The 17,795-nt window shown below is 37.0% G+C and carries 18 protein-coding genes and 1 riboswitch; of the genes, 8 read left to right on the forward strand and 10 right to left on the reverse strand.

Annotation, left to right across the window (positions count from 1 at the left end):
- Window positions 1-93: 93 nt before the first annotated feature.
- The 3 genes from B2R82_RS12210 to B2R82_RS12220 are packed head-to-tail and all read left to right on the forward strand — an operon-like array spanning window position 94 to window position 1,149.
- Window positions 94-456 (forward strand): DUF2089 domain-containing protein, encoded by a 363-nt coding sequence (locus tag B2R82_RS12210; protein WP_286925120.1) that lies wholly within the window; start codon window positions 94-96, stop codon window positions 454-456.
- Window positions 457-469: 13 nt separating this feature from the next.
- On the forward strand, window positions 470-859 hold the full coding sequence (locus B2R82_RS12215; RefSeq protein ID WP_286925121.1) for an SHOCT-like domain-containing protein: 390 nt from the start codon (window positions 470-472) through the stop codon (window positions 857-859).
- A gap of 8 nt (window positions 860-867) precedes the next feature.
- Window positions 868-1,149, forward strand: a complete 282-nt coding sequence (locus B2R82_RS12220; protein ID WP_286925122.1) for a hypothetical protein — start codon at window positions 868-870, stop codon at window positions 1,147-1,149.
- A 328-nt stretch (window positions 1,150-1,477) separates the two neighbouring features.
- Here B2R82_RS12220 and B2R82_RS12225 read toward each other — a convergent pair whose 3' ends face one another.
- Window positions 1,478-2,065, reverse strand: a complete 588-nt coding sequence (locus B2R82_RS12225; protein ID WP_286925123.1) for an SCO family protein — start codon at window positions 2,063-2,065, stop codon at window positions 1,478-1,480.
- Window positions 2,066-2,652: 587 nt separating this feature from the next.
- Between B2R82_RS12225 and B2R82_RS12230 the strand changes: the two genes are divergently transcribed.
- The 5 genes from B2R82_RS12230 to B2R82_RS12250 all read left to right on the forward strand — a co-directional run bounded on the left by B2R82_RS12230 (window position 2,653) and on the right by B2R82_RS12250 (window position 7,193).
- Window positions 2,653-2,988, forward strand: a complete 336-nt coding sequence (locus B2R82_RS12230; protein WP_286925124.1) for a DUF485 domain-containing protein — start codon at window positions 2,653-2,655, stop codon at window positions 2,986-2,988.
- Window positions 2,989-4,542: a solute symporter family protein gene (locus B2R82_RS12235; RefSeq protein ID WP_286925126.1), complete on the forward strand. Its 1,554-nt coding sequence runs from the start codon at window positions 2,989-2,991 to the stop codon at window positions 4,540-4,542.
- Between the two features lie 481 nt (window positions 4,543-5,023).
- Window positions 5,024-5,362 (forward strand): DUF485 domain-containing protein, encoded by a 339-nt coding sequence (locus tag B2R82_RS12240; RefSeq protein WP_283868113.1) that lies wholly within the window; start codon window positions 5,024-5,026, stop codon window positions 5,360-5,362.
- Between the two features lie 11 nt (window positions 5,363-5,373).
- Entirely contained in the window at window positions 5,374-6,918 is a 1,545-nt protein-coding gene (locus tag B2R82_RS12245; protein ID WP_286925235.1) for a solute symporter family protein, read from the forward strand.
- Window positions 6,919-7,016: 98 nt separating this feature from the next.
- Window positions 7,017-7,193 carry a hypothetical protein gene (locus B2R82_RS12250; protein ID WP_286925128.1) on the forward strand — a complete coding sequence of 59 codons (177 nt, stop codon included), beginning with the start codon at window positions 7,017-7,019 and terminating at the stop codon, window positions 7,191-7,193.
- Window positions 7,194-7,217: 24 nt separating this feature from the next.
- On the opposite strand, the gene B2R82_RS12255 is transcribed toward B2R82_RS12250, so the two are convergent.
- From B2R82_RS12255 to parE, 9 genes are all read right to left on the reverse strand, one after another.
- A complete protein-coding gene (locus B2R82_RS12255; protein WP_286925129.1) occupies window positions 7,218-7,970 on the reverse strand; it encodes a TatD family hydrolase in 753 nt (250 codons plus the stop codon).
- Window positions 7,960-8,709 (reverse strand): ABC transporter ATP-binding protein, encoded by a 750-nt coding sequence (locus B2R82_RS12260; RefSeq protein ID WP_286925130.1) that lies wholly within the window; start codon window positions 8,707-8,709, stop codon window positions 7,960-7,962. Before B2R82_RS12260 ends, B2R82_RS12255 begins: the two co-directional genes overlap by 11 nt.
- Window positions 8,687-9,457 carry an ABC transporter permease gene (locus B2R82_RS12265; protein WP_286925236.1) on the reverse strand — a complete coding sequence of 257 codons (771 nt, stop codon included), beginning with the start codon at window positions 9,455-9,457 and terminating at the stop codon, window positions 8,687-8,689. The genes B2R82_RS12260 and B2R82_RS12265 overlap by 23 nt, the downstream gene beginning before the upstream one ends.
- The gene (locus tag B2R82_RS12270) at window positions 9,457-9,747 is read right to left on the reverse strand and encodes a thiamine-binding protein (RefSeq protein WP_286925131.1); all 291 of its coding nucleotides are present in this window, start codon (window positions 9,745-9,747) and stop codon (window positions 9,457-9,459) included. The genes B2R82_RS12265 and B2R82_RS12270 overlap by 1 nt, the downstream gene beginning before the upstream one ends.
- A gap of 1 nt (window position 9,748) precedes the next feature.
- Window positions 9,749-10,747 carry an ABC transporter substrate-binding protein gene (locus B2R82_RS12275; protein ID WP_286925132.1) on the reverse strand — a complete coding sequence of 333 codons (999 nt, stop codon included), beginning with the start codon at window positions 10,745-10,747 and terminating at the stop codon, window positions 9,749-9,751.
- Window positions 10,748-10,907: 160 nt separating this feature from the next.
- Window positions 10,908-11,018: riboswitch (TPP riboswitch) on the reverse strand.
- 65 nt (window positions 11,019-11,083) lie between these two features.
- Window positions 11,084-12,280 carry a hypothetical protein gene (locus B2R82_RS12280; protein WP_286925133.1) on the reverse strand — a complete coding sequence of 399 codons (1,197 nt, stop codon included), beginning with the start codon at window positions 12,278-12,280 and terminating at the stop codon, window positions 11,084-11,086.
- Complete coding sequence (locus B2R82_RS12285; protein ID WP_286925134.1) at window positions 12,261-12,794, reverse strand: sigma-70 family RNA polymerase sigma factor; 534 nt, start codon at window positions 12,792-12,794, stop codon at window positions 12,261-12,263. Before B2R82_RS12285 ends, B2R82_RS12280 begins: the two co-directional genes overlap by 20 nt.
- A 205-nt stretch (window positions 12,795-12,999) precedes the next feature.
- Window positions 13,000-15,438 carry a DNA topoisomerase IV subunit A gene (gene parC / locus B2R82_RS12290; RefSeq protein ID WP_286925135.1) on the reverse strand — a complete coding sequence of 813 codons (2,439 nt, stop codon included), beginning with the start codon at window positions 15,436-15,438 and terminating at the stop codon, window positions 13,000-13,002.
- On the reverse strand, window positions 15,435-17,411 hold the full coding sequence (gene parE / locus B2R82_RS12295) for a DNA topoisomerase IV subunit B (RefSeq protein ID WP_286925136.1): 1,977 nt from the start codon (window positions 17,409-17,411) through the stop codon (window positions 15,435-15,437). Before parE ends, parC begins: the two co-directional genes overlap by 4 nt.
- Window positions 17,412-17,795: the final 384 nt, after the last annotated feature.

Raw genomic sequence — 17,795 nt, forward strand, 5'->3', positions numbered from 1 at the left:
TTGAGTTTTTGGTTTTAAAAAATTAAATATTATTATTTTAATTTTCCATTCCTTGTTGTATAATCAAATTAATCAAAAGAAAGGAATCTCATTATGGCTTATAAAGTAATTACAAATTGTCCTGTCTGCAGTCAAACATTGAAAATTACAAAGTTGCAGTGTTCCCATTGCCACACTACGATTGAAAATGAGTTTGAATTATCGAAGCTGGCAACTTTGTCAAAGGATCAGCTTCATTTTGTGGAGGTATTTTTAACATGCAGAGGGAATATTAAAGATGTTGAAAAGGAACTAGGGATTTCGTATCCAACGGTTCGAGGTAAGCTAACTGACATCATTTCTTCCCTTGGCTATGTACAAAAGAAGAAAAATGAAGTAGATGAGAAAAAGGTTGTAACCATGTTGGAAAATGGTGAAATCACACCAGAAGAAGCCATTAAGCTTTTAAAAGAATAAGGAGGAATTTATCATGAAAGAGGAAATTACAAGAGTGTTAACAATGATTCAAGAAGGAAAAATTGATGCAGATAAAGGATCAGAACTCATTCAAGCATTACAAGAGAAAGAAGAAACAAGTAATAAGTCTTTTGAAAAAACTACTAGCTATTTAGATAAAACATTAAAAATCCGTGTTGTCTCAGCAGAAAATGATAACGTCACAGTCAATTTGCCTATCAAACTTGTTAAGGTAGTATTAATGGCTGGACATAGCATTGCAGCGAGTATCCCACAGTCGGAAAAATATGTGAAGGATATAGATATAAACCTTATTATTGAAGCAATCGAAAACGAATTAGATGGACAAATTGTTGATATTAAATCGGCAAATGGGGATTCCGTTGCAGTCTTTTTTGAGTAGTGTTGCTTATGATGCATGTAAAAGTAAAAGCAAAGGATATTCGGTTTACTATCCCAGTTCCATACGCTATTTTAAACATTGTTCTTTCTATTTTGTCTTCTAATTTTTTTCAGCAGCATGTCAATAGATGGACCAAAGAATACTCCGAAAGAAAAAAAATAGGCCTTACCTTACCACAAATAGACAAAAAAATACTAATGCCTATTGTTAAGGAACTTAAAAATTATAAAGGTACCGTGCTTGTAGATGTCAAAGCTAAGGATGGTACGGAGGTTAAGGTCAGACTTTAGAATACAGGCTGACATTTTGAGAAAATGCCTAATTTCACTAATAAAAAGCTGAAACAATATGATTTAGGACGGGGTTAAAGTAATGTCAGGTACCTCCCTATATAAATTACCTCTTCCCCTTTCAATTAATTTTTTAGATAGCAATTCTCTATCTCAAATTATACGATGCTGTCTCACAGTCTTTTGGAGTAAAATCACAGGAAATTGAAAAGACAGAAACATTGATTTATCAACGTTTCTGTCATTCACCTTTTTATTCATTTTTGGATAAACTTTTGGGACAGCCCCATCAAAGTTATCCATATCTTTAAATTGTAATATAAACCATTTATTTTGATAGAGCTTTTATGTCTGCCACAATTGTATCAACTGGTACATCTGTTGTGCCATCATAATCTTTAACAACTGTACCGTCTGCATTGACTAAGTAATATCTTCCCATATGTATAACTTGGTCAGAATTTGGATCATTTTTAACGTGTGAATTAAACGATTTCATGGCAAACTGTTCAATAAACTTTTGATCATAGCCAGTTAATAGCTGCCATTTGCTTTCATCTGGGACTGAGTATGTTTTTAAATAATTCGTTAACACATCTGGTTTATCAACTTCTGGATCAACGCTAAAAGCTACAATTTGATAGTCTTCCAAGCCTTTATCCTTTAGCGCTTTTTGGACCTCTGTCATATTAAACGTCATTGGTGGACATATGGTATTACAGTTTGTAAAAATGAACATCGCCAGCCATGGCTTACCTTTATAATTCTCTAGATTCACCTTTTCATTGTGTTGATTTGTTACCGAAAAATCCTGGACCTCTATATTCATTTCTGGTTCGAATTTATAGCTACCACAAGCAGCTAAAATGCTACTTAATACTAGTATCAATACAAGCATTATATTTTTCTTTTTCATTAATTTGCCCACTTCCCTTCAATTTACCACTATTTTTATTGTATAAATTCTACCCACTAAATACAAGATTATGGTCTAACCTTACAATTTAATATGTCCAATCTTTGTATTTTGTATGATTTTCCCATAACAATACCCTGTATATTCCAGATTATTCTCATTTTTAAAAAATTTTTTTCAAGCCGTTTTTTACTATTTTGGTTATTTCCCAAGGCATCAGATAATTGTTATATAACAAAGTTTTTTTGCTTTTTTTAATCTTCCATTATTTGATGGCGCAATAACAAATTCATTAAAATTCTCTTTCGTGTTTAAATATTCTCCTACATTCAAAATTATTATCACTAAACTATTTCAATAATATTATTCTAGTAGGTAATTCGGTTCTCTTTCGTACGGAATATTTCTATTAAATCCTTATTATTTCTATGTTATTTCCATAAATGCAAAGAGACTAAAAATTATAAAAACTCAAAATTTAGTATTGCATTATAAGAATATACCTCATAAAATAAGTGAATATAACGGCGATAAAGAGAGAAATATGCCGTTTAAAACAGAAATATAACACTTTAGGGGGAATAATAATGGCAAACATTTCTGGTAACAAAAATGTAGAATCAGTTGATTATAGTGCAATTGAAGCTATGGAATCGTTCAACAAGTTCGTGAAAAAGAAAAATACCTTTCTTTTCTCGATTACAGCAGCATTTTTAATTCTTTATATCTTGCTACCAATCCTTGCTTTTCAGCCTGTACTACAACAAAAATTCGTCGGAAATATTACAGGTGTTTGGGTTTATTCAGCAGGGTTATTCATTATGACAATCGTACTTTGTACAGTATATGTAAAAAAAGCTTCTTCATTCGATAAAGCTGCTGCAGCCGTGCTAGCAGAATATCATGCGAAAGGTGGAAAATAAATGAACTTGGTATCTGTTGGTTTCTTTTTAGCAATCGTTGGTTTAACACTTGTTGTTACCTATATCGCTGCAAAGCGCACGTCATCTGCAGCGGATTTTTATACTGCTGGAGGAGGTCTTAAAGGCTGGCAAAATGGTTTTGCGATTGCTGGTGACTATTTATCTGCAGCCGCATTTCTAGGTGTATCTGGTGCAATTGCTTTAACTGGTTTTGATGGCTTTTTCTTCTCTGTTGGTTATGTAGTAGCAAACTTAGTTCTATTATATGTAATTGCAGAGCCAATGCGTAATTTAGGTCGTTATACATTAGCTGATATGCTAACTGCTCGTTTTAATGAAAAACGTATCCGTGGAGTTGCAGCTTCAGGAACAATTATTATCGTTATTCTTTATATGATTGCTCAACTAGTAGGTGCTGGTGCTCTTATTAAACTTTTATTCGGGATTGAATATTGGATTGCTGTGTTAATCGTCGGCGTGATGATGACAACTTATGTATTGTTTGGCGGTATGACTGCTACATCTTGGGTTCAAATCATTAAAGCAAGTCTTCTATTATTTGGGACAGGTTTATTAGCTACACTGGTATTAGTTAAATTTGATTTCTCTCTTATGAAGATGTTTGATACAATCGCTGTTGATCACGGTGAAAAATTCCTTGTACCAGGGATAAAATATACAAGTACGGTCGATTCTGTTTCGATGATGATGGCCCTTGTTTTAGGTACATCTGGTTTACCCCATATTTTAATGCGCTTCTTTACTGTTAAAGACGCAAAAACTGCTCGGTCTTCTATTTCATGGACTACTTGGATTACAGCTATTTTCTTCTCATTAACTATTTTCTTAGGCTTTGGTGCATTAAATTTTGTAGGAATAGATAAAATACTTGCTGAAAGTAAAGCAGGTAACACTGCTGCCCCACTTCTTGCTCAGTTCTTAGGCGGAGATGTGTTAATGGCATTTATCGGTGCAGTAGCATTCGCAACAATTTTAGCCGTTGTTTCAGGCTTAGTTTTAACAGGTGCTTCTGCGATTTCTCATGATATTTATGGTGAAATTATAAAAGGTGGTAAATTAACTGAAAAGCAACAGGTTCTTGCAGCTCGTACAGGCTCAATTTCGATTGCCATTGTGTCGATTGTCCTTGCTCTTTTTGCGCAAAACCTAAATGTATCTTTCTTAGTTTCCTTTGCATTTTGTATCGGGGCTTCAGCAAATCTACCTGTTATTCTTTACACAATTTATTGGAAAAAATTCAATTCAACAGGTGCCGTTACAGCAATGGTAACTGGTTTAGTATCATGTTTAATATTAGGGGCGATGGGGCCAAATGTATGGAGTCCTGTTGATGGAGCGGCAATCTTTGTTGGTAACCCTCTTGTACCTTTAGCAGTGCCAGCAATCATTACTATTCCACTTGGCTTTATCGCTGGTTACTTAGGATCTGTTTTATCATCTAGCAAGGTTCCACAAGCAGAAGCAGATCGCATTTACAAAGAAATTCGTGTTAAAGCAAATACAGGTGTATCTGTTTCTGATATTTCACATTAATTTTTTTGTAATTTCATAGGTGACCTCTACCTGTTCTACAACACTAACAATATAAGTAAAAAACTCGATTTTTCATCGAGTTTTTTACTTTTTTATTATAAAAATTTTACCAATTTACTTATTGAACAATACTATTCTGTTTCCAAAAAACAGAAAAAAACCAATTTTCACTAGGTAAATAGTGTTTAATTTTTATGGAAAAAATAATTTTATTTTCAAATTTTAACCTTATTTTATGCCCCGAAATCTAGATTTGTCCCCATTTCGTATATTTATCTGAATTTTCCAAAACCCCTATATTTCTAGGCTTTGTCATAAATTTTCTCTTCTAAGACTATTTTTCTAAAAATTTTTTTTACATAATTTTTCTGAAATGTATTGCAATTTTGTGAACTGTCTCATAAAATGAAGATGTGAATTCACTTAACTAGCAAAATCAAGTCTTGAAGCAGTAAAAATAAACACAAAATGGGGAATGTTAATGGCGAACAATCAAGCAAACAAAGGCGTCGTGATTGACTATGATGCAATTGCAAATCAACAATCGTTTAAAGCACTTGTACGAAGAAAGAATTCATTTCTTTGGTCTATGACTGTAATCTTTTTAGCAGCGTATATGTTGCTACCAATTCTTACTTCTTACACGACAATTCTACACCAAAAGGCATTTGGGGAAATCACTTGGGTGTGGGTTTATGCAGCAGGATTATTCATTATGACATGGGGGTTATGTCATTTATATGTAGCAAAAGCAAACAGCTACGATAAAGAAGCAAAGGCGATTATCGCTGAATATGAGAACGGAGGTGGCCGCCGATGAATGATGGAGGTATGAGTCTTACAGCCATATTCTTTTTTGTTGCCATTGTAGGTTTAACATTAGTTATTACATGGTGGGCATCTAAACGTACTTCTTCAGCAAGTGACTTCTATACTGCAGGCGGTGGATTAACAGGCTGGCAAAATGGACTAGCTATTGCTGGTGACTATTTATCAGCAGCCTCTTTCTTAGGAATCGCAGGTGCAGTTGCATTATTTGGATTTGATGGATTCTTCTTCTCTATTGGTTATTTAGTAGCTTACTTAGTGGTATTATACATTGTTGCAGAGCCATTACGTAACCTTGGTAAATTTACTTTAGCTGACATGATTACAGCGCGTTTTGATAGCGCAAAAGTTCGTGGAACAGCAGCTTTAAGCACTATTACAATTGTTTTATTCTACATGATTGCACAACTAGTTGGTGCAGGAGCACTTATTCAATTACTTTTAGGGATCGACTATTGGATTGCCGTGTTAATCGTAGGTGTTATGATGACAACTTATGTATTATTCGGTGGTATGACTGCAACATCTTGGGTACAAATTATTAAAGCATGTCTTTTAATGTTAGGAACTGTCATTATTTCATTCTTAGTATTAAAAGAGTTCGGCTTCAGCATTGCTACAATGTTTAAAGAAATGGGGACTGCTACTGAAAGCGGTGCAGCTTATTTAAACCCTGGTCTTAAATATACAAATGGTATTGATACAATCTCAATGTTAATCGCTCTTGTATTAGGTACTGCTGGTCTTCCACATATCCTAATGCGCTTCTTTACAGTAAAAGATGCGAAGACAGCTCGTTCTTCAGTTATTTGGGCTACATGGATTGTAGGTATCTTCTATGTACTAACAATCTTCCTAGGCTTCGGTGCAGCAAAATTCGTTGGTAAAGAAGAAATTATTGCAGCAAACGCAGCTGGTAACATGGCTGCTCCACTTCTTGCAGAAGCACTTGGTGGCGACATTCTATTCTCATTCGTTTGTGCGGTAGCATTTGCAACAATTTTAGCCGTAGTAGCAGGTCTTGTACTTTCTGGAGCGTCTGCCCTTTCTCATGATATTTATGGTCAAATCATTAAAAAAGGTCAAATTACAGAAAAAGAGCAAGTACTTGCAGCTCGTATCGGTTCGATTACAATTTCAATTGTTTCTATCCTTTTAGCACTTGGTGCACAAACATTAAACGTAGCGTTCTTAGTATCACTTGCATTCTGTATTGCAGGTTCTGCTAACCTACCAGTAATCATTTATACAATCTATTGGAAACGCTTTAACACAGCCGGTGCTGTAACGGCAATGTTAACAGGCTTAATCTCTGCATTAGTACTTGTTGCAGTGTCACCAAACATCTGGAATCCAGTTGAAGGAAAAGCAATTTTCGTGGGTGAACCGTTAATTATGTTAACAAATCCAGCATTAATTTCGGTACCTCTTGGTTTCCTTGGTGGTTTCATTGGAACATTACTTTCTAAAGAAAGTGATGACAAGAAATATCGCGAAGTGGATGTTAAAGCAAACACAGGTATTTCTGTACAAGACGTATCTCACTAATAATATGACAACTACCTCGTAAGTAACTTACTTACGAGGTTTTACATTTTCTGTTTTATTCAGTATTATATTGATAATAAGCAATTGGAGGTAATCCTATGTCACAATCAAAAGCCAAAAAGAAACGTATGCATTTAAAGCGTACAAAAGGAAAAAATGTTGAAATCGATCGTCAATCCTCCCCTTTTAGTACACATGAACGTGTCACAAAGACTAAGCAAGAAACCTTGGAACGCAACTTCACAAAATACAAAAAGCAGCGTATAGATGAATAAACATTCTATATACTGCTTTTTTATTTATGATAGATTGTAAAATGATTTTGTATTTTGTGTAATGCTTTTAGCCGCTTCCTGCATTAATATCCCTTTTATTGATGCAATGACCGCTATAGAATGATTTATCATCCAGGGAGATGTACGTTTATTTTCAAACGAAGCTTCAAATGGCCAAGGTCCATCCGTTTCCACCATGATTAGCTCGATTGGATATCTCGTAATAAGCTGTTGAATCTCCTCCTCATACGTACAATCAGGTGTAACAGAAATAAAATAGCCATTCTGAATCATGCGTTCTATTACTTTCTCATCTCCCTTGAACCAATGGAAATGGGCTTTCGTTACTTGATGTTTTTCAAGCAAATCACAAACAAGTGCTGCATCCTCATAAACGGCATGTAAAATAATTGGTTTATCTAATTCCTTTGCTAACAAAATAAACCTTTCCAACAATGCTGTATATGGACGATAATCAATAGATTTTTCTTGCTTTAAATAATAAGGCAAACCTACTTCCCCTATTGCTATCATTTCATGTGCATGTTGACGTATCCAATCAAATAAAGCATCCATTTCCATTTTACTAGGTAAGACTTGCTCCGGATGAAAGCCAAATGCAGCCTTTACATTTTTATAGGTTTTCGATAGCATCCACGTTTTTTCACATGATGCAAGATTCATACTCACAGCAATAACATATTCTGCCTCCTCTAGTAAAGAGGGTATATCGTTGTCTTGATACTGATCTAAATGAATATGAGCATCAATCAACATAAACATCATCCTTTTCTTCTTTTAAAAAGATAAATAATTGTTCTTTTAATGCTGTAAATGTCTCAGAATGACGAATTTTCTCCTGACGTGGTCGTGCAAAAGGAACAACTATCTCTTGTTTAATTGTTGCTGGTCGTTTTGATAGCACAATAATCCGATCTGCCAAAAATAGCGCTTCCTCAATACTATGGGTAACAAATAAAATGGATTTTCGATATTTTTCCCAAATGGATAATAGCCAAGCCTGCATTTCCATTCTCGTAAACTCATCTAGTGCAGAAAATGGCTCATCTAAGCATAATATAGGCTTGTCACTAACGATTGCACGGATAAAGGACACTCGCTGTTGCATACCTCCAGATAGTTCATTCGGATAGGCATTTATAAATGAAGCAAGACCCACTTTTGCTAACCACTCCTTCGCAAGTTCCACATTCGGCTTTTGCTGAAGCTCCTCTACAATTGTGACATTTTCTAAAATGGTTCGCCATGGTAGTAAACAGGGTTGCTGAGGCATATAGCCAATTGTTCCTCTGTTCTGCTGTATATCTGCACCATCTAATAAAATGGCTCCCTTATCAATAGAAGAAACACCACCAATTAGTTGAAATAGTGTGCTTTTCCCGCTACCAGATGGGCCAATGATTGCCACAAATTCACCGTCCTTAACCTCAAAGGATAAATCTTGAATGACCTGAAGAGAATCAAAGGATTTATCAATATTTTGAACGCTTAGCATGGAATCCTCTCCCCCTCACAATGATTTTTTCTAGCAGTCGAATAGCGCTAAATAACACTAAACTTAAACATATAATAGCCAAAATGGCAACAAACACACGATCTGTACGAAATGATGACTGTGCCAATGTCATATAGACCCCAATTCCCTTTTTAGCACCTAGCCACTCCGCAATAACAGCCCCCATAATGCTGTAGGTAGCGGCAATTTTAATACCCGAAAAAATAGATGGATATGCAAATGGCCATTCTAGCTTCCAAAAGGTTTGTGCCTTTGTTGCCCCAATCATCTCAAAATAATGCTTCAACTCTGGTGAGGTTTGACGAAAGCCATCCATTGCTGCAATAACAATCGGAAAAAAGCATACTAGGCAAATAATGATAAGCTTGGGTAATAAACCAAAGCCAAACCAAATAATTAACAAGGGCGCTAGGACAAGTATTGGAACGTTTTGTGACATAATAAGAATGGGATAAAATAGCTCTCGAATAAATGAAAAACGATGTAGGAGCACAGCAACTGCTAGTCCACAACATATGCCAATTGTAAGTCCTAGTAAAGCTAATTGCACGGTTGCGAAGGCATGAGGCAAAAATGTTTCAAACGATCGTACCCCTTCTGCTAAAATAGCACTTGGTGCCGGCAATAACCAATGCGGGATATCTGCCAAACGCACGATTAGCTCCCATATGAATAAGAGGAAGGCGATAAAAATTATCGACCTTCCCTTTTGTATTGCCTGCTTCATCACTGGTATTTCTCCGTTAATGTATCCATAGTAATACCTGATGGCTGATATAAAATTTTCACTTGGGTAATAACATTGATAGCCCCAAGCTCTATCATTTTGTTATTCATTCGTTCTATAATTTGTAGTAACGTTGTCAGCTCCCCTTCCATCGTCGTTTCTAAAGGATGCACCTCATATTTCACGCCTGATGCATCAATAATAGCAATGGCCGCATCGACAAATGGAATCACATCTTCATATTTTTCTGTTTTCGGAATAATTTGTACACTGATTAATGAGTTTGCCATGTTACTTCGTCTCCTTTTTCGGTAAAAAGTCGTTTGTAAATGCTTGTTCTGCGTTAAATTCGCCCTCTAAAACGTTGTTACTAGTCATCCACTTCGCATAGTTTTCCCAGACAGCTAGCTTTTGCTCGCCCCATTGAGCAGCGTCATCCTGATATTTATCTGCCAGCCACTCCTGACTTTTATGCACAAGGTCTTTATCTAAATCAGGTACTGCCTCAAGTAAAACATCTGCTGCCTCACCTGGATTACTGATCGCGTATTCATAGCCCTTTGCCACGGCAGCGACAAATGCTTCAACGATCTTTGGATCATCCTTAATCATTTTTTCATTTGTAGCAAGAACGGGTGTATAATAATCCAGTTGGTCACTATAATCTGTTAAATACAGCATGTTCAGCTTTTCACCACGAAGCTCAGCTTCAATCCCAGTCCAAGCATAATAAATCCATGCAAAATCAATATCTTTTTTCATCATTGTAAAGAAATCTATATCGCCAGCATTAATAATATCTAATTTATTAATATCTGCATTTTCAGTTTGCATTAATGATTGTAGTACGGCCTGCTCTAGTGGAGCTCCCCAGCCGCCATATGTTTTACCTTCAAATTTCTTCGGTGATGTAATACCTTTGGAGGCGATTGAGGCAAAGCCAGAAGTATTATGCTGAATAATCGCCGCAATCGATACTAGAGGTACACCCTGTACACGAGCCTGTGTAATTCCCTCCTGATAGCTTACGCCAAATTGTGCCTTGCCAGATGCTACAAGCTGATCTGCTCCTGCGTCACCAGGTTGTAAGATATCAACATCTAAGCCCTGCTCTTCAAAATAACCTAATTTCTTAGCAACATATAGCCCTGTATGATTTGTATTTGGCATCCAATCAAGTACAACGGACACCTTCTTTAACGCATGCTCATCCTTTTTGGTATCCTCTTTTTCGCTACAGCCCGCTAATGTTAAAAGGGCAGCCATAAGAACCAATAACCATTTTTTCATGCTGAATCCTCCCAGTAAGTAGTGTGAAAGTGTTCATGAAGGAATGCTCTAACCAGAAGAAAGCGTATTTATGGATTATCTGCACCCAAGATATGTACATTTAACAAAAAAACGCCCAGGATTTCTCCCAGACGTTGTCAATCAATATCAAAAATTTACTTTTTTTTGAATAGATGTTCCCTACGCTGGTACGAGCCAAATCAGGTTCAAAGGGTCAGCGTCTAACGGACACAATCTCAGCTGGCAACTACCAGCCCCCCTACATTCTTTCCATATGAACTTTTCGTTGATTATTATACCCATATCTCACTGTAAATGACAAGGCTCTATTTAATATTAACGCTGTAAAAATATTTTAATTGCAGCATCTTTCGCTTCATGAATTCCATCCTCCGTGAGATACTTTTCATTTATCCCAAATACCTGTAGTGTTCCTTCCTTAGTATATCGTGGCTCAAAGAGGACTAATGAAATATCTTTAAAGTCGTAAAGCGGTGTTAATGAACCATCTTCTTTGACTTGATAGGATTTAAAGCGATATTTTTCCTCCTTCGGTATCCATTCGTAAAGAGCAAGATTATTTTGATAGGCTGTTAAAGTAAGGGCTTTTTTACCATCAAGTTTATGATAGGAGCCATCTACTAAATCAACATATCCTGTCTCTAAGCTTTCTCCAGTTCTAAAGGAAGCGTAGATTTTATGATCAGTAAGTGCCACGTCATGTATGCCATTAAAAGGGAAATCATATTGTTTTTCTTTTTCCGTTCCAACATCATAGAGCGTAAAGCGGACCGTTTCTACACCATCTTTTTTAAAGGCTTTTGGAAGGAGCAACTTATTGTCCTGATAAATTGGAGGACTTACTGCAACTCCATCAAAAGATTGTTTATTTAGTTCTACATATTGTTTTACCTCGTTTGTACGCAGATTTGTTAAGCTATAAATGGTATCACCTGTCCTTGTATCAGATATTTCTGTTAGTAGCGTATCATCTTCGAAATCCATATAATTATTTGTAGAAAAGCCTTTGATCTCTAATGTTTCTCTATTTTTTACAAACACAGAATTCCTATCATCAGCCATCCAAACAAGCCAATTTTCATTTACTAACATTTTTGAAATAGGGAATTCACTTGTTTCTTCCGCTTTTTCAATATGTGTATCAAGTGCATAGGAATAAATGGTATTGCCTTCGTAATAATAAAAGGAGTTCGTTGCATCATCAAAGATAGCTGTAGATAATGTATTAGCAGATCGACCAGGGATACTAATTTCTTCATAGGATTGCTCAGTTATTTGCGATATTGCCAATTGTTCTTTTATTTCATCTATAAAAGGATAACTTAATAAGGCCGTAAGAGCTAAAGCTGAAATTCCTACCGCTACGGGCTTCCACATATGTTTTTTTACAGGGGTTTGCTGTTGCTCTAATCTTACATGAGCAGCCTCTAAAATCTCATCTTTTTTTTGGGGAGTTAATGCTATTTGATCTGGTATTGTAGCCTTTAATCGATTACGAAAATTCATTTCCATTATAAAATCCCTCCTTTTCTAATTGGATGCCTACTCGTTTTCTCCCCCTTGCTAGCCTTGTTTTCACTGTATTAACTGAACATTGTAAGATGGATGCGATATCGGTGATAGATAGTTCATCATAGTAATAAAGCCAAAGGACCTCTCGATATTTCGTTTCTAATGTAGTAATGCTGTGAGCAATTACATCCATTTCCTCCTGCTTTAAAATTTGAGATTCCACTGAAATAGAGGCTTCCTGCTTTTTAAAAAGACTAGTTAACTCTGTTTTCCGATATGCCCAGCTTTTAAAGTAATTATGACACTCGTTGACGACCATACGGTATAAGTAAGTTTTGACACTAGAACGCCCTTCAAATTGCTCCATATGAATGTAATAGCGGATGAATACTTCCTGTACAATATCCTCTGCCCTTTCTTTATTTTTTACATATGTATAAGCTAGTCGAAGTAAGTAATGACCGTATAAATCCATAACCTCCCGTAAATGTATATCTCTTTGTTGTTTCTCCAAGCAATTCCCTCCCTTCTTCAATTTGTATAAGTTAGACAAAGCACAATGCTTGTTGGTTTCACCTTTTCATTAATTTTATATTAATGCATTATTTAGCCGGTGCTGAATAACAATTAAAGAAGGGCACTTTAAAACTAAAAAAAGTCGATTTGCATCACAGTTTTGTGGCAAATCGACTTTTATCTTTTAAAAAGGCTTCGTCAATCTAGCTTGGATTTTGTTCTTTTTTTACTGTTAATACATGTGAAATCTGTCCATCAGTTGCAATATCTACCTTGAATGAGCCATTTGAATGACGATCTGCTCGCGTTAATGCTTGTACATCAATAACCTCTTGCACACCTTTTTCAGTTTCTATGATAACATGCTCCTCATCTGTAGCTTTGACTACTGCAACAATACGATGAGGGTTTGCTTTTAATTCTGTTAACACCTTTAAGCCCCGTTTTGCGCGACTTGCCATCTCAACTTCAGCTACATTCATTTTCTTCACAGCACCTCGCTGCGTTACAATCACAACATATTCTGTGTCGTTTGGCTGTAAAACATTAACACCCACTAATGCTTCCCCATCTTTTAAGGTAATTCCTTTAACACCACCAGTTTTGACACCTGTTACTGGTAATTCCTCCATTGGGAAACGAATCGCATAGGCTGTATCGGTTGTTAATAGTAATTCAGTGTCATCCGTTACGAAATCTGCAAAAATCATTTCATCGCCAGCTTTAACATTCATTGTCTTTATCGGCTTTGAATAACGGGTAACTGCATAATCTGCTAAAGGCGAGCGTTTAATTTGTCCATCTTTCGTAGCCGTTAAAATATAAGTATTCGCTTGCTCAAATGTCTCGAAACCATAGACCGCAATAATGGATTCATCCTCTCCAGTCGGCACAATACTTGAAATATGCTGACCGAGATCCTTCCAGCGAATGTCTGGTAGCTCATGAACAGGCTGATAAATATAATTGCCTCGATTGGTGAACAGTAGCAGATGATGCTGTGTATTTAAGGTTTCTTCATATAATAAATAATCTGAATCCTTCATCGCAATATCCTGACCATTTGAGGCTGCATGGGAACGTGTGGAAGTACGTTTAATATAACCATCCTTAGTCACAGTCACGACAACCTCTTCACTTGGTACAAGGACATCTAATGTAATTTTGATTTCTTCAATTTCTTGTTCAATTTTCGAACGGCGTGGCTCTGTAAAGCGTTTTTTAATATCAAGCAACTCCTGTTTTATGACACGAATAAGCTTTGCCTCACTATTAAGAATGCCTTCTAGCTTGGCAATTAATTTATTTAATTCATCCTGTTCTTGGCGAAGCTCTGTAATGTCCGTGTTCGTTAAACGGTATAATTGCAAGCTAACGATCGCCTCAGATTGTACCTCTGTAAAGTCAAACTTAGTTTGTAAGTTTAATTTCGCATCTTTTTTATCATTTGAAGAACGAATCGTAGCAATTACTTCATCTAAAATAGACAATGCCTTAATTAAGCCGTCAACGATATGCGAACGATCCTTAGCCTTTTGTAAATCATAGATTGAACGGTTGGTAACGACTTCTTTTTGATGTGCAATATACGCATCAAGTAATAATGGCAGTGTCATCATCGTTGGACGACGATTATGAATGGCAATCATATTAAAATTATAAGCTACTTGTAAATCTGTTGTTTTAAATAAATAATTTAAAATACCTTGTCCTGGTACATCTTTTTTCAGTTCAATGACCACACGTAAACCTGTACGATCTGATTCATCACGAATTTCCGCGATACCTTCTAGACGCTTATCAACACGTTGCTCATCTATTTTTTTAACAAGGTTCGCTTTATTAACATCATATGGCAATTCCGTAATGACAATCTGCTCTTTGCCACCCTTAATTGGCTCCACAGCGGCTTGTGCACGGACAATGATTTTACCGCGGCCCGTTTCATAAGCTTTTTTGATGCCATCAACACCTTGAATAATGCCACCAGTTGGGAAATCTGGACCTTTAATAACGGTCATCAACTCATCGACCGTTGAGTGAGGCTTTTCTAAGCGCATTAGAACCCCGTCAAGCACCTCATCAAGAGCATGAGGAGGAATATCAGTTGCATAGCCGGCTGAAATACCTGTTGAGCCATTCACTAGTAAATTCGGGAAGCGGGCTGGTAAAACGGTTGGCTCCATATCCTGATCATCAAAGTTTGGCACAAATTCTACGGTTTTCTTGCCGATATCACGTAGCATTTCTGCAGCAATAGCTGAAAGTCTTGCTTCCGTATAACGCATCGCTGCTGGCGGATCACCATCTACTGACCCGTTATTCCCATGCATTTCAATCAGCATATGACGCGCTTTCCAATCTTGACTCATGCGCACCATAGCCTCATAAACTGAGCTATCACCATGAGGATGATAGTTACCAATTACATTCCCAACTGTTTTAGCGGATTTTCGAAATGGTTTATCATGTGTATTCCCCTCGGAAAACATTGCATATAATATACGACGCTGCACAGGCTTAAGACCGTCACGTGCATCAGGCAACGCGCGGTCTTGAATAATGTATTTACTATAGCGACCAAAACGGTCACCCATCACTTCTTCTAAAGGTAAATCTTGAAACTTTTCCGTACTACTCATGCTTGGTCCTCCTCTTGTTGGATGAATTCATTGTCTAAAATATTTGAATCATCCTCCATACCGAAGTTTACATTGGCTTCGATCCATTTACGACGTGGTTCAACTTTATCGCCCATTAATGTTGTAACACGTCTTTCAGCACGTGCACCATCCTCAATCGTTACACGAATTAATGTGCGTGTTTCTGGGTTCATCGTCGTATCCCACAGCTGGTCTGCATTCATCTCACCAAGACCTTTATAGCGCTGTAGTATGTAACCCTTTCCAACTTTTTTGATGGCCTTCTGTAAATCATTTTCAGTCCAAGCATATTCAATCACTTCTTTTTTACCAGTGCCCTTTGAAATTTTATACAAAGGTGGTAAGGCAATAAAGACCTTACCTGCTTCAATTAATGGACGCATGTAACGGTAGAAAAACGTTAATAGCAACACTTGAATATGTGCACCATCTGTATCAGCATCGGTCATAATAACGACTTTATCATAGGCTGAATCCTCAACAGAGAAATCTGTACCAACACCTGCACCAATAGCATGAATAATCGTTGAAATTTCCTCATTTTTCATGATGTCCTGTAGCTTGGCTTTTTCCGTATTAATGACTTTACCGCGCAAAGGTAATATGGCTTGGAATGTACGATCACGCCCTTGCTTTGCTGAGCCTCCAGCAGAATCTCCTTCGACTAAATAGAGCTCGTTTTTCGCAGCATTGCGAGATTGTGCGGGCGTTAATTTTCCTGAAAGAATGGTACTGGCCTTTTTGTTCTTTTTGCCATTTCGTGCATCTTCACGTGCTTTACGAGCCGCTTCACGAACTTGCTGTGCACGAATAGCTTTACGAACAAGGGATGCAGATAGCTCGGCATTTTCCTCAAGCACATATAAAATTTGCTCAGAGACCACACTATCTACGGCAGAACGAGCCTCACTCGTCCCTAGCTTGCCTTTTGTTTGACCCTCAAATTGTAGTAAATGCTCAGGAATACGTACAGACACAATTGCTGCTAGACCCTCGCGAATATCTGTCCCTTCAAGGTTTTTATCTTTCTCTTTTAACAGACCTATCTTTCTTGCGTATTCATTAAATACGCGTGTTAATGCTGCTTTTGCGCCTGTTTCATGTGTTCCGCCATCACGTGTACGAACATTGTTAACAAAGGACAGAATTGTTTCTGAATAGCCATCATTATATTGGAATGCAAATTCTACTTCAATATCATCCTGAATCCCTTCCACATATTTGACAGGATGAAGAACGTCTTTCTCCTCATTCAAATACGCAACGAAAGCTTCAATGCCGTTCTCATAAAAGAACACATCACCTTTGCCTTCCTCGCGTTCATCAATTAACTCAATTTTTAAGCCCTTCAATAAAAATGCTGACTCACGTAAACGTTCTGCAAGTGTATCATAATTAAACTTTGTAACAGAGAAAATCTTGTCATCTGGTAGAAAATGGACTAGAGTGCCTGTCTGTTTCGTACTGCCGATTTCTTCAAGTGTCGTAACTGGATGACCACCATTTTCAAAACGTTGGCAATATTTCTTACCGTCGCGGTGTATAGTCACCTCTAAAAATGTTGATAACGCATTAACGACAGAAGAACCTACGCCATGTAAACCGCCACTTGTTTTATAGCCGCCTTGTCCAAATTTGCCACCAGCATGTAAAACCGTAAAAATAATTTCAGGTGTTGGCTTTCCCATCTTATGCATACCCGTAGGCATTCCACGACCGAAGTCTCGCACGCTAATACTTTGATCTTTATGAATCTTGACAATAATATGAGAACCAAAGCCAGCCAATGCTTCATCCACCGCATTATCCACGATTTCATACACAAGGTGATGAAGACCACGGCCATCTGTAGAACCGATATACATGCCGGGTCTCTTTCGTACCGCTTCTAATCCTTCTAATACTTGTATAGCGTCATCATTATAGACGCTTGGTGACTGTTTATTCGTCAAAAAATTCCCCTCCAAAAAACAAACGCATGTTCTATTTATCTTCTCTTCCTAATAATAATAGCATTTCCTGTCAATAGCTAGCGACAGGCCCAATAAAATTTTTTATTCCTCACAGCTTCTTCGTTTTTAAAAGTAATGATCCGCATTGTCATAAGCTATTATATTCCCTTGACGCAAGGACCTAAGTTTTTGTTGCATAAATCGATTATGCCACAGCGTAATGACATCTACATTTCTCCATAGTCGAGCTCCTCTTCAAAGTCATCCGCTAAATACGCCGCTTAAGGATAAAAGTTGTCTGTACCTGAGGCTAAGCTTTCGGTACAAAAACATTGCCGCTTCAAGATAAGACATCGAATGACTAATAACCGATTATAAACTTTC

The organism is Lysinibacillus sp. UBA6686 (assembly GCF_002455205.1).
In the GTDB taxonomy this organism is placed as follows: domain Bacteria; phylum Bacillota; class Bacilli; order Bacillales_A; family Planococcaceae; genus Lysinibacillus; species Lysinibacillus pakistanensis.

Coding starts and splice junctions, on each gene's coding strand:
- B2R82_RS12225 (WP_286925123.1), bottom strand. CDS start 2,065: ATGAAAAAGAAAAATATAATGCTTGTATTGATACTAGTATTAAGTAGC.
- B2R82_RS12235 (WP_286925126.1), top strand. CDS start 2,989: ATGAACTTGGTATCTGTTGGTTTCTTTTTAGCAATCGTTGGTTTAACA.
- B2R82_RS12255 (WP_286925129.1), bottom strand. CDS start 7,970: ATGTTGATTGATGCTCATATTCATTTAGATCAGTATCAAGACAACGAT.
- parC (WP_286925135.1), bottom strand. CDS start 15,438: ATGAGTAGTACGGAAAAGTTTCAAGATTTACCTTTAGAAGAAGTGATG.
- B2R82_RS12270 (WP_286925131.1), bottom strand. CDS start 9,747: ATGGCAAACTCATTAATCAGTGTACAAATTATTCCGAAAACAGAAAAA.
- B2R82_RS12220 (WP_286925122.1), top strand. CDS start 868: ATGATGCATGTAAAAGTAAAAGCAAAGGATATTCGGTTTACTATCCCA.
- B2R82_RS12240 (WP_283868113.1), top strand. CDS start 5,024: ATGGCGAACAATCAAGCAAACAAAGGCGTCGTGATTGACTATGATGCA.
- B2R82_RS12215 (WP_286925121.1), top strand. CDS start 470: ATGAAAGAGGAAATTACAAGAGTGTTAACAATGATTCAAGAAGGAAAA.
- B2R82_RS12280 (WP_286925133.1), bottom strand. CDS start 12,280: ATGGAAATGAATTTTCGTAATCGATTAAAGGCTACAATACCAGATCAA.
- B2R82_RS12260 (WP_286925130.1), bottom strand. CDS start 8,709: ATGCTAAGCGTTCAAAATATTGATAAATCCTTTGATTCTCTTCAGGTC.
- B2R82_RS12230 (WP_286925124.1), top strand. CDS start 2,653: ATGGCAAACATTTCTGGTAACAAAAATGTAGAATCAGTTGATTATAGT.
- B2R82_RS12265 (WP_286925236.1), bottom strand. CDS start 9,457: ATGAAGCAGGCAATACAAAAGGGAAGGTCGATAATTTTTATCGCCTTC.
- B2R82_RS12245 (WP_286925235.1), top strand. CDS start 5,374: ATGAGTCTTACAGCCATATTCTTTTTTGTTGCCATTGTAGGTTTAACA.
- B2R82_RS12210 (WP_286925120.1), top strand. CDS start 94: ATGGCTTATAAAGTAATTACAAATTGTCCTGTCTGCAGTCAAACATTG.
- B2R82_RS12250 (WP_286925128.1), top strand. CDS start 7,017: ATGTCACAATCAAAAGCCAAAAAGAAACGTATGCATTTAAAGCGTACA.
- B2R82_RS12275 (WP_286925132.1), bottom strand. CDS start 10,747: ATGAAAAAATGGTTATTGGTTCTTATGGCTGCCCTTTTAACATTAGCG.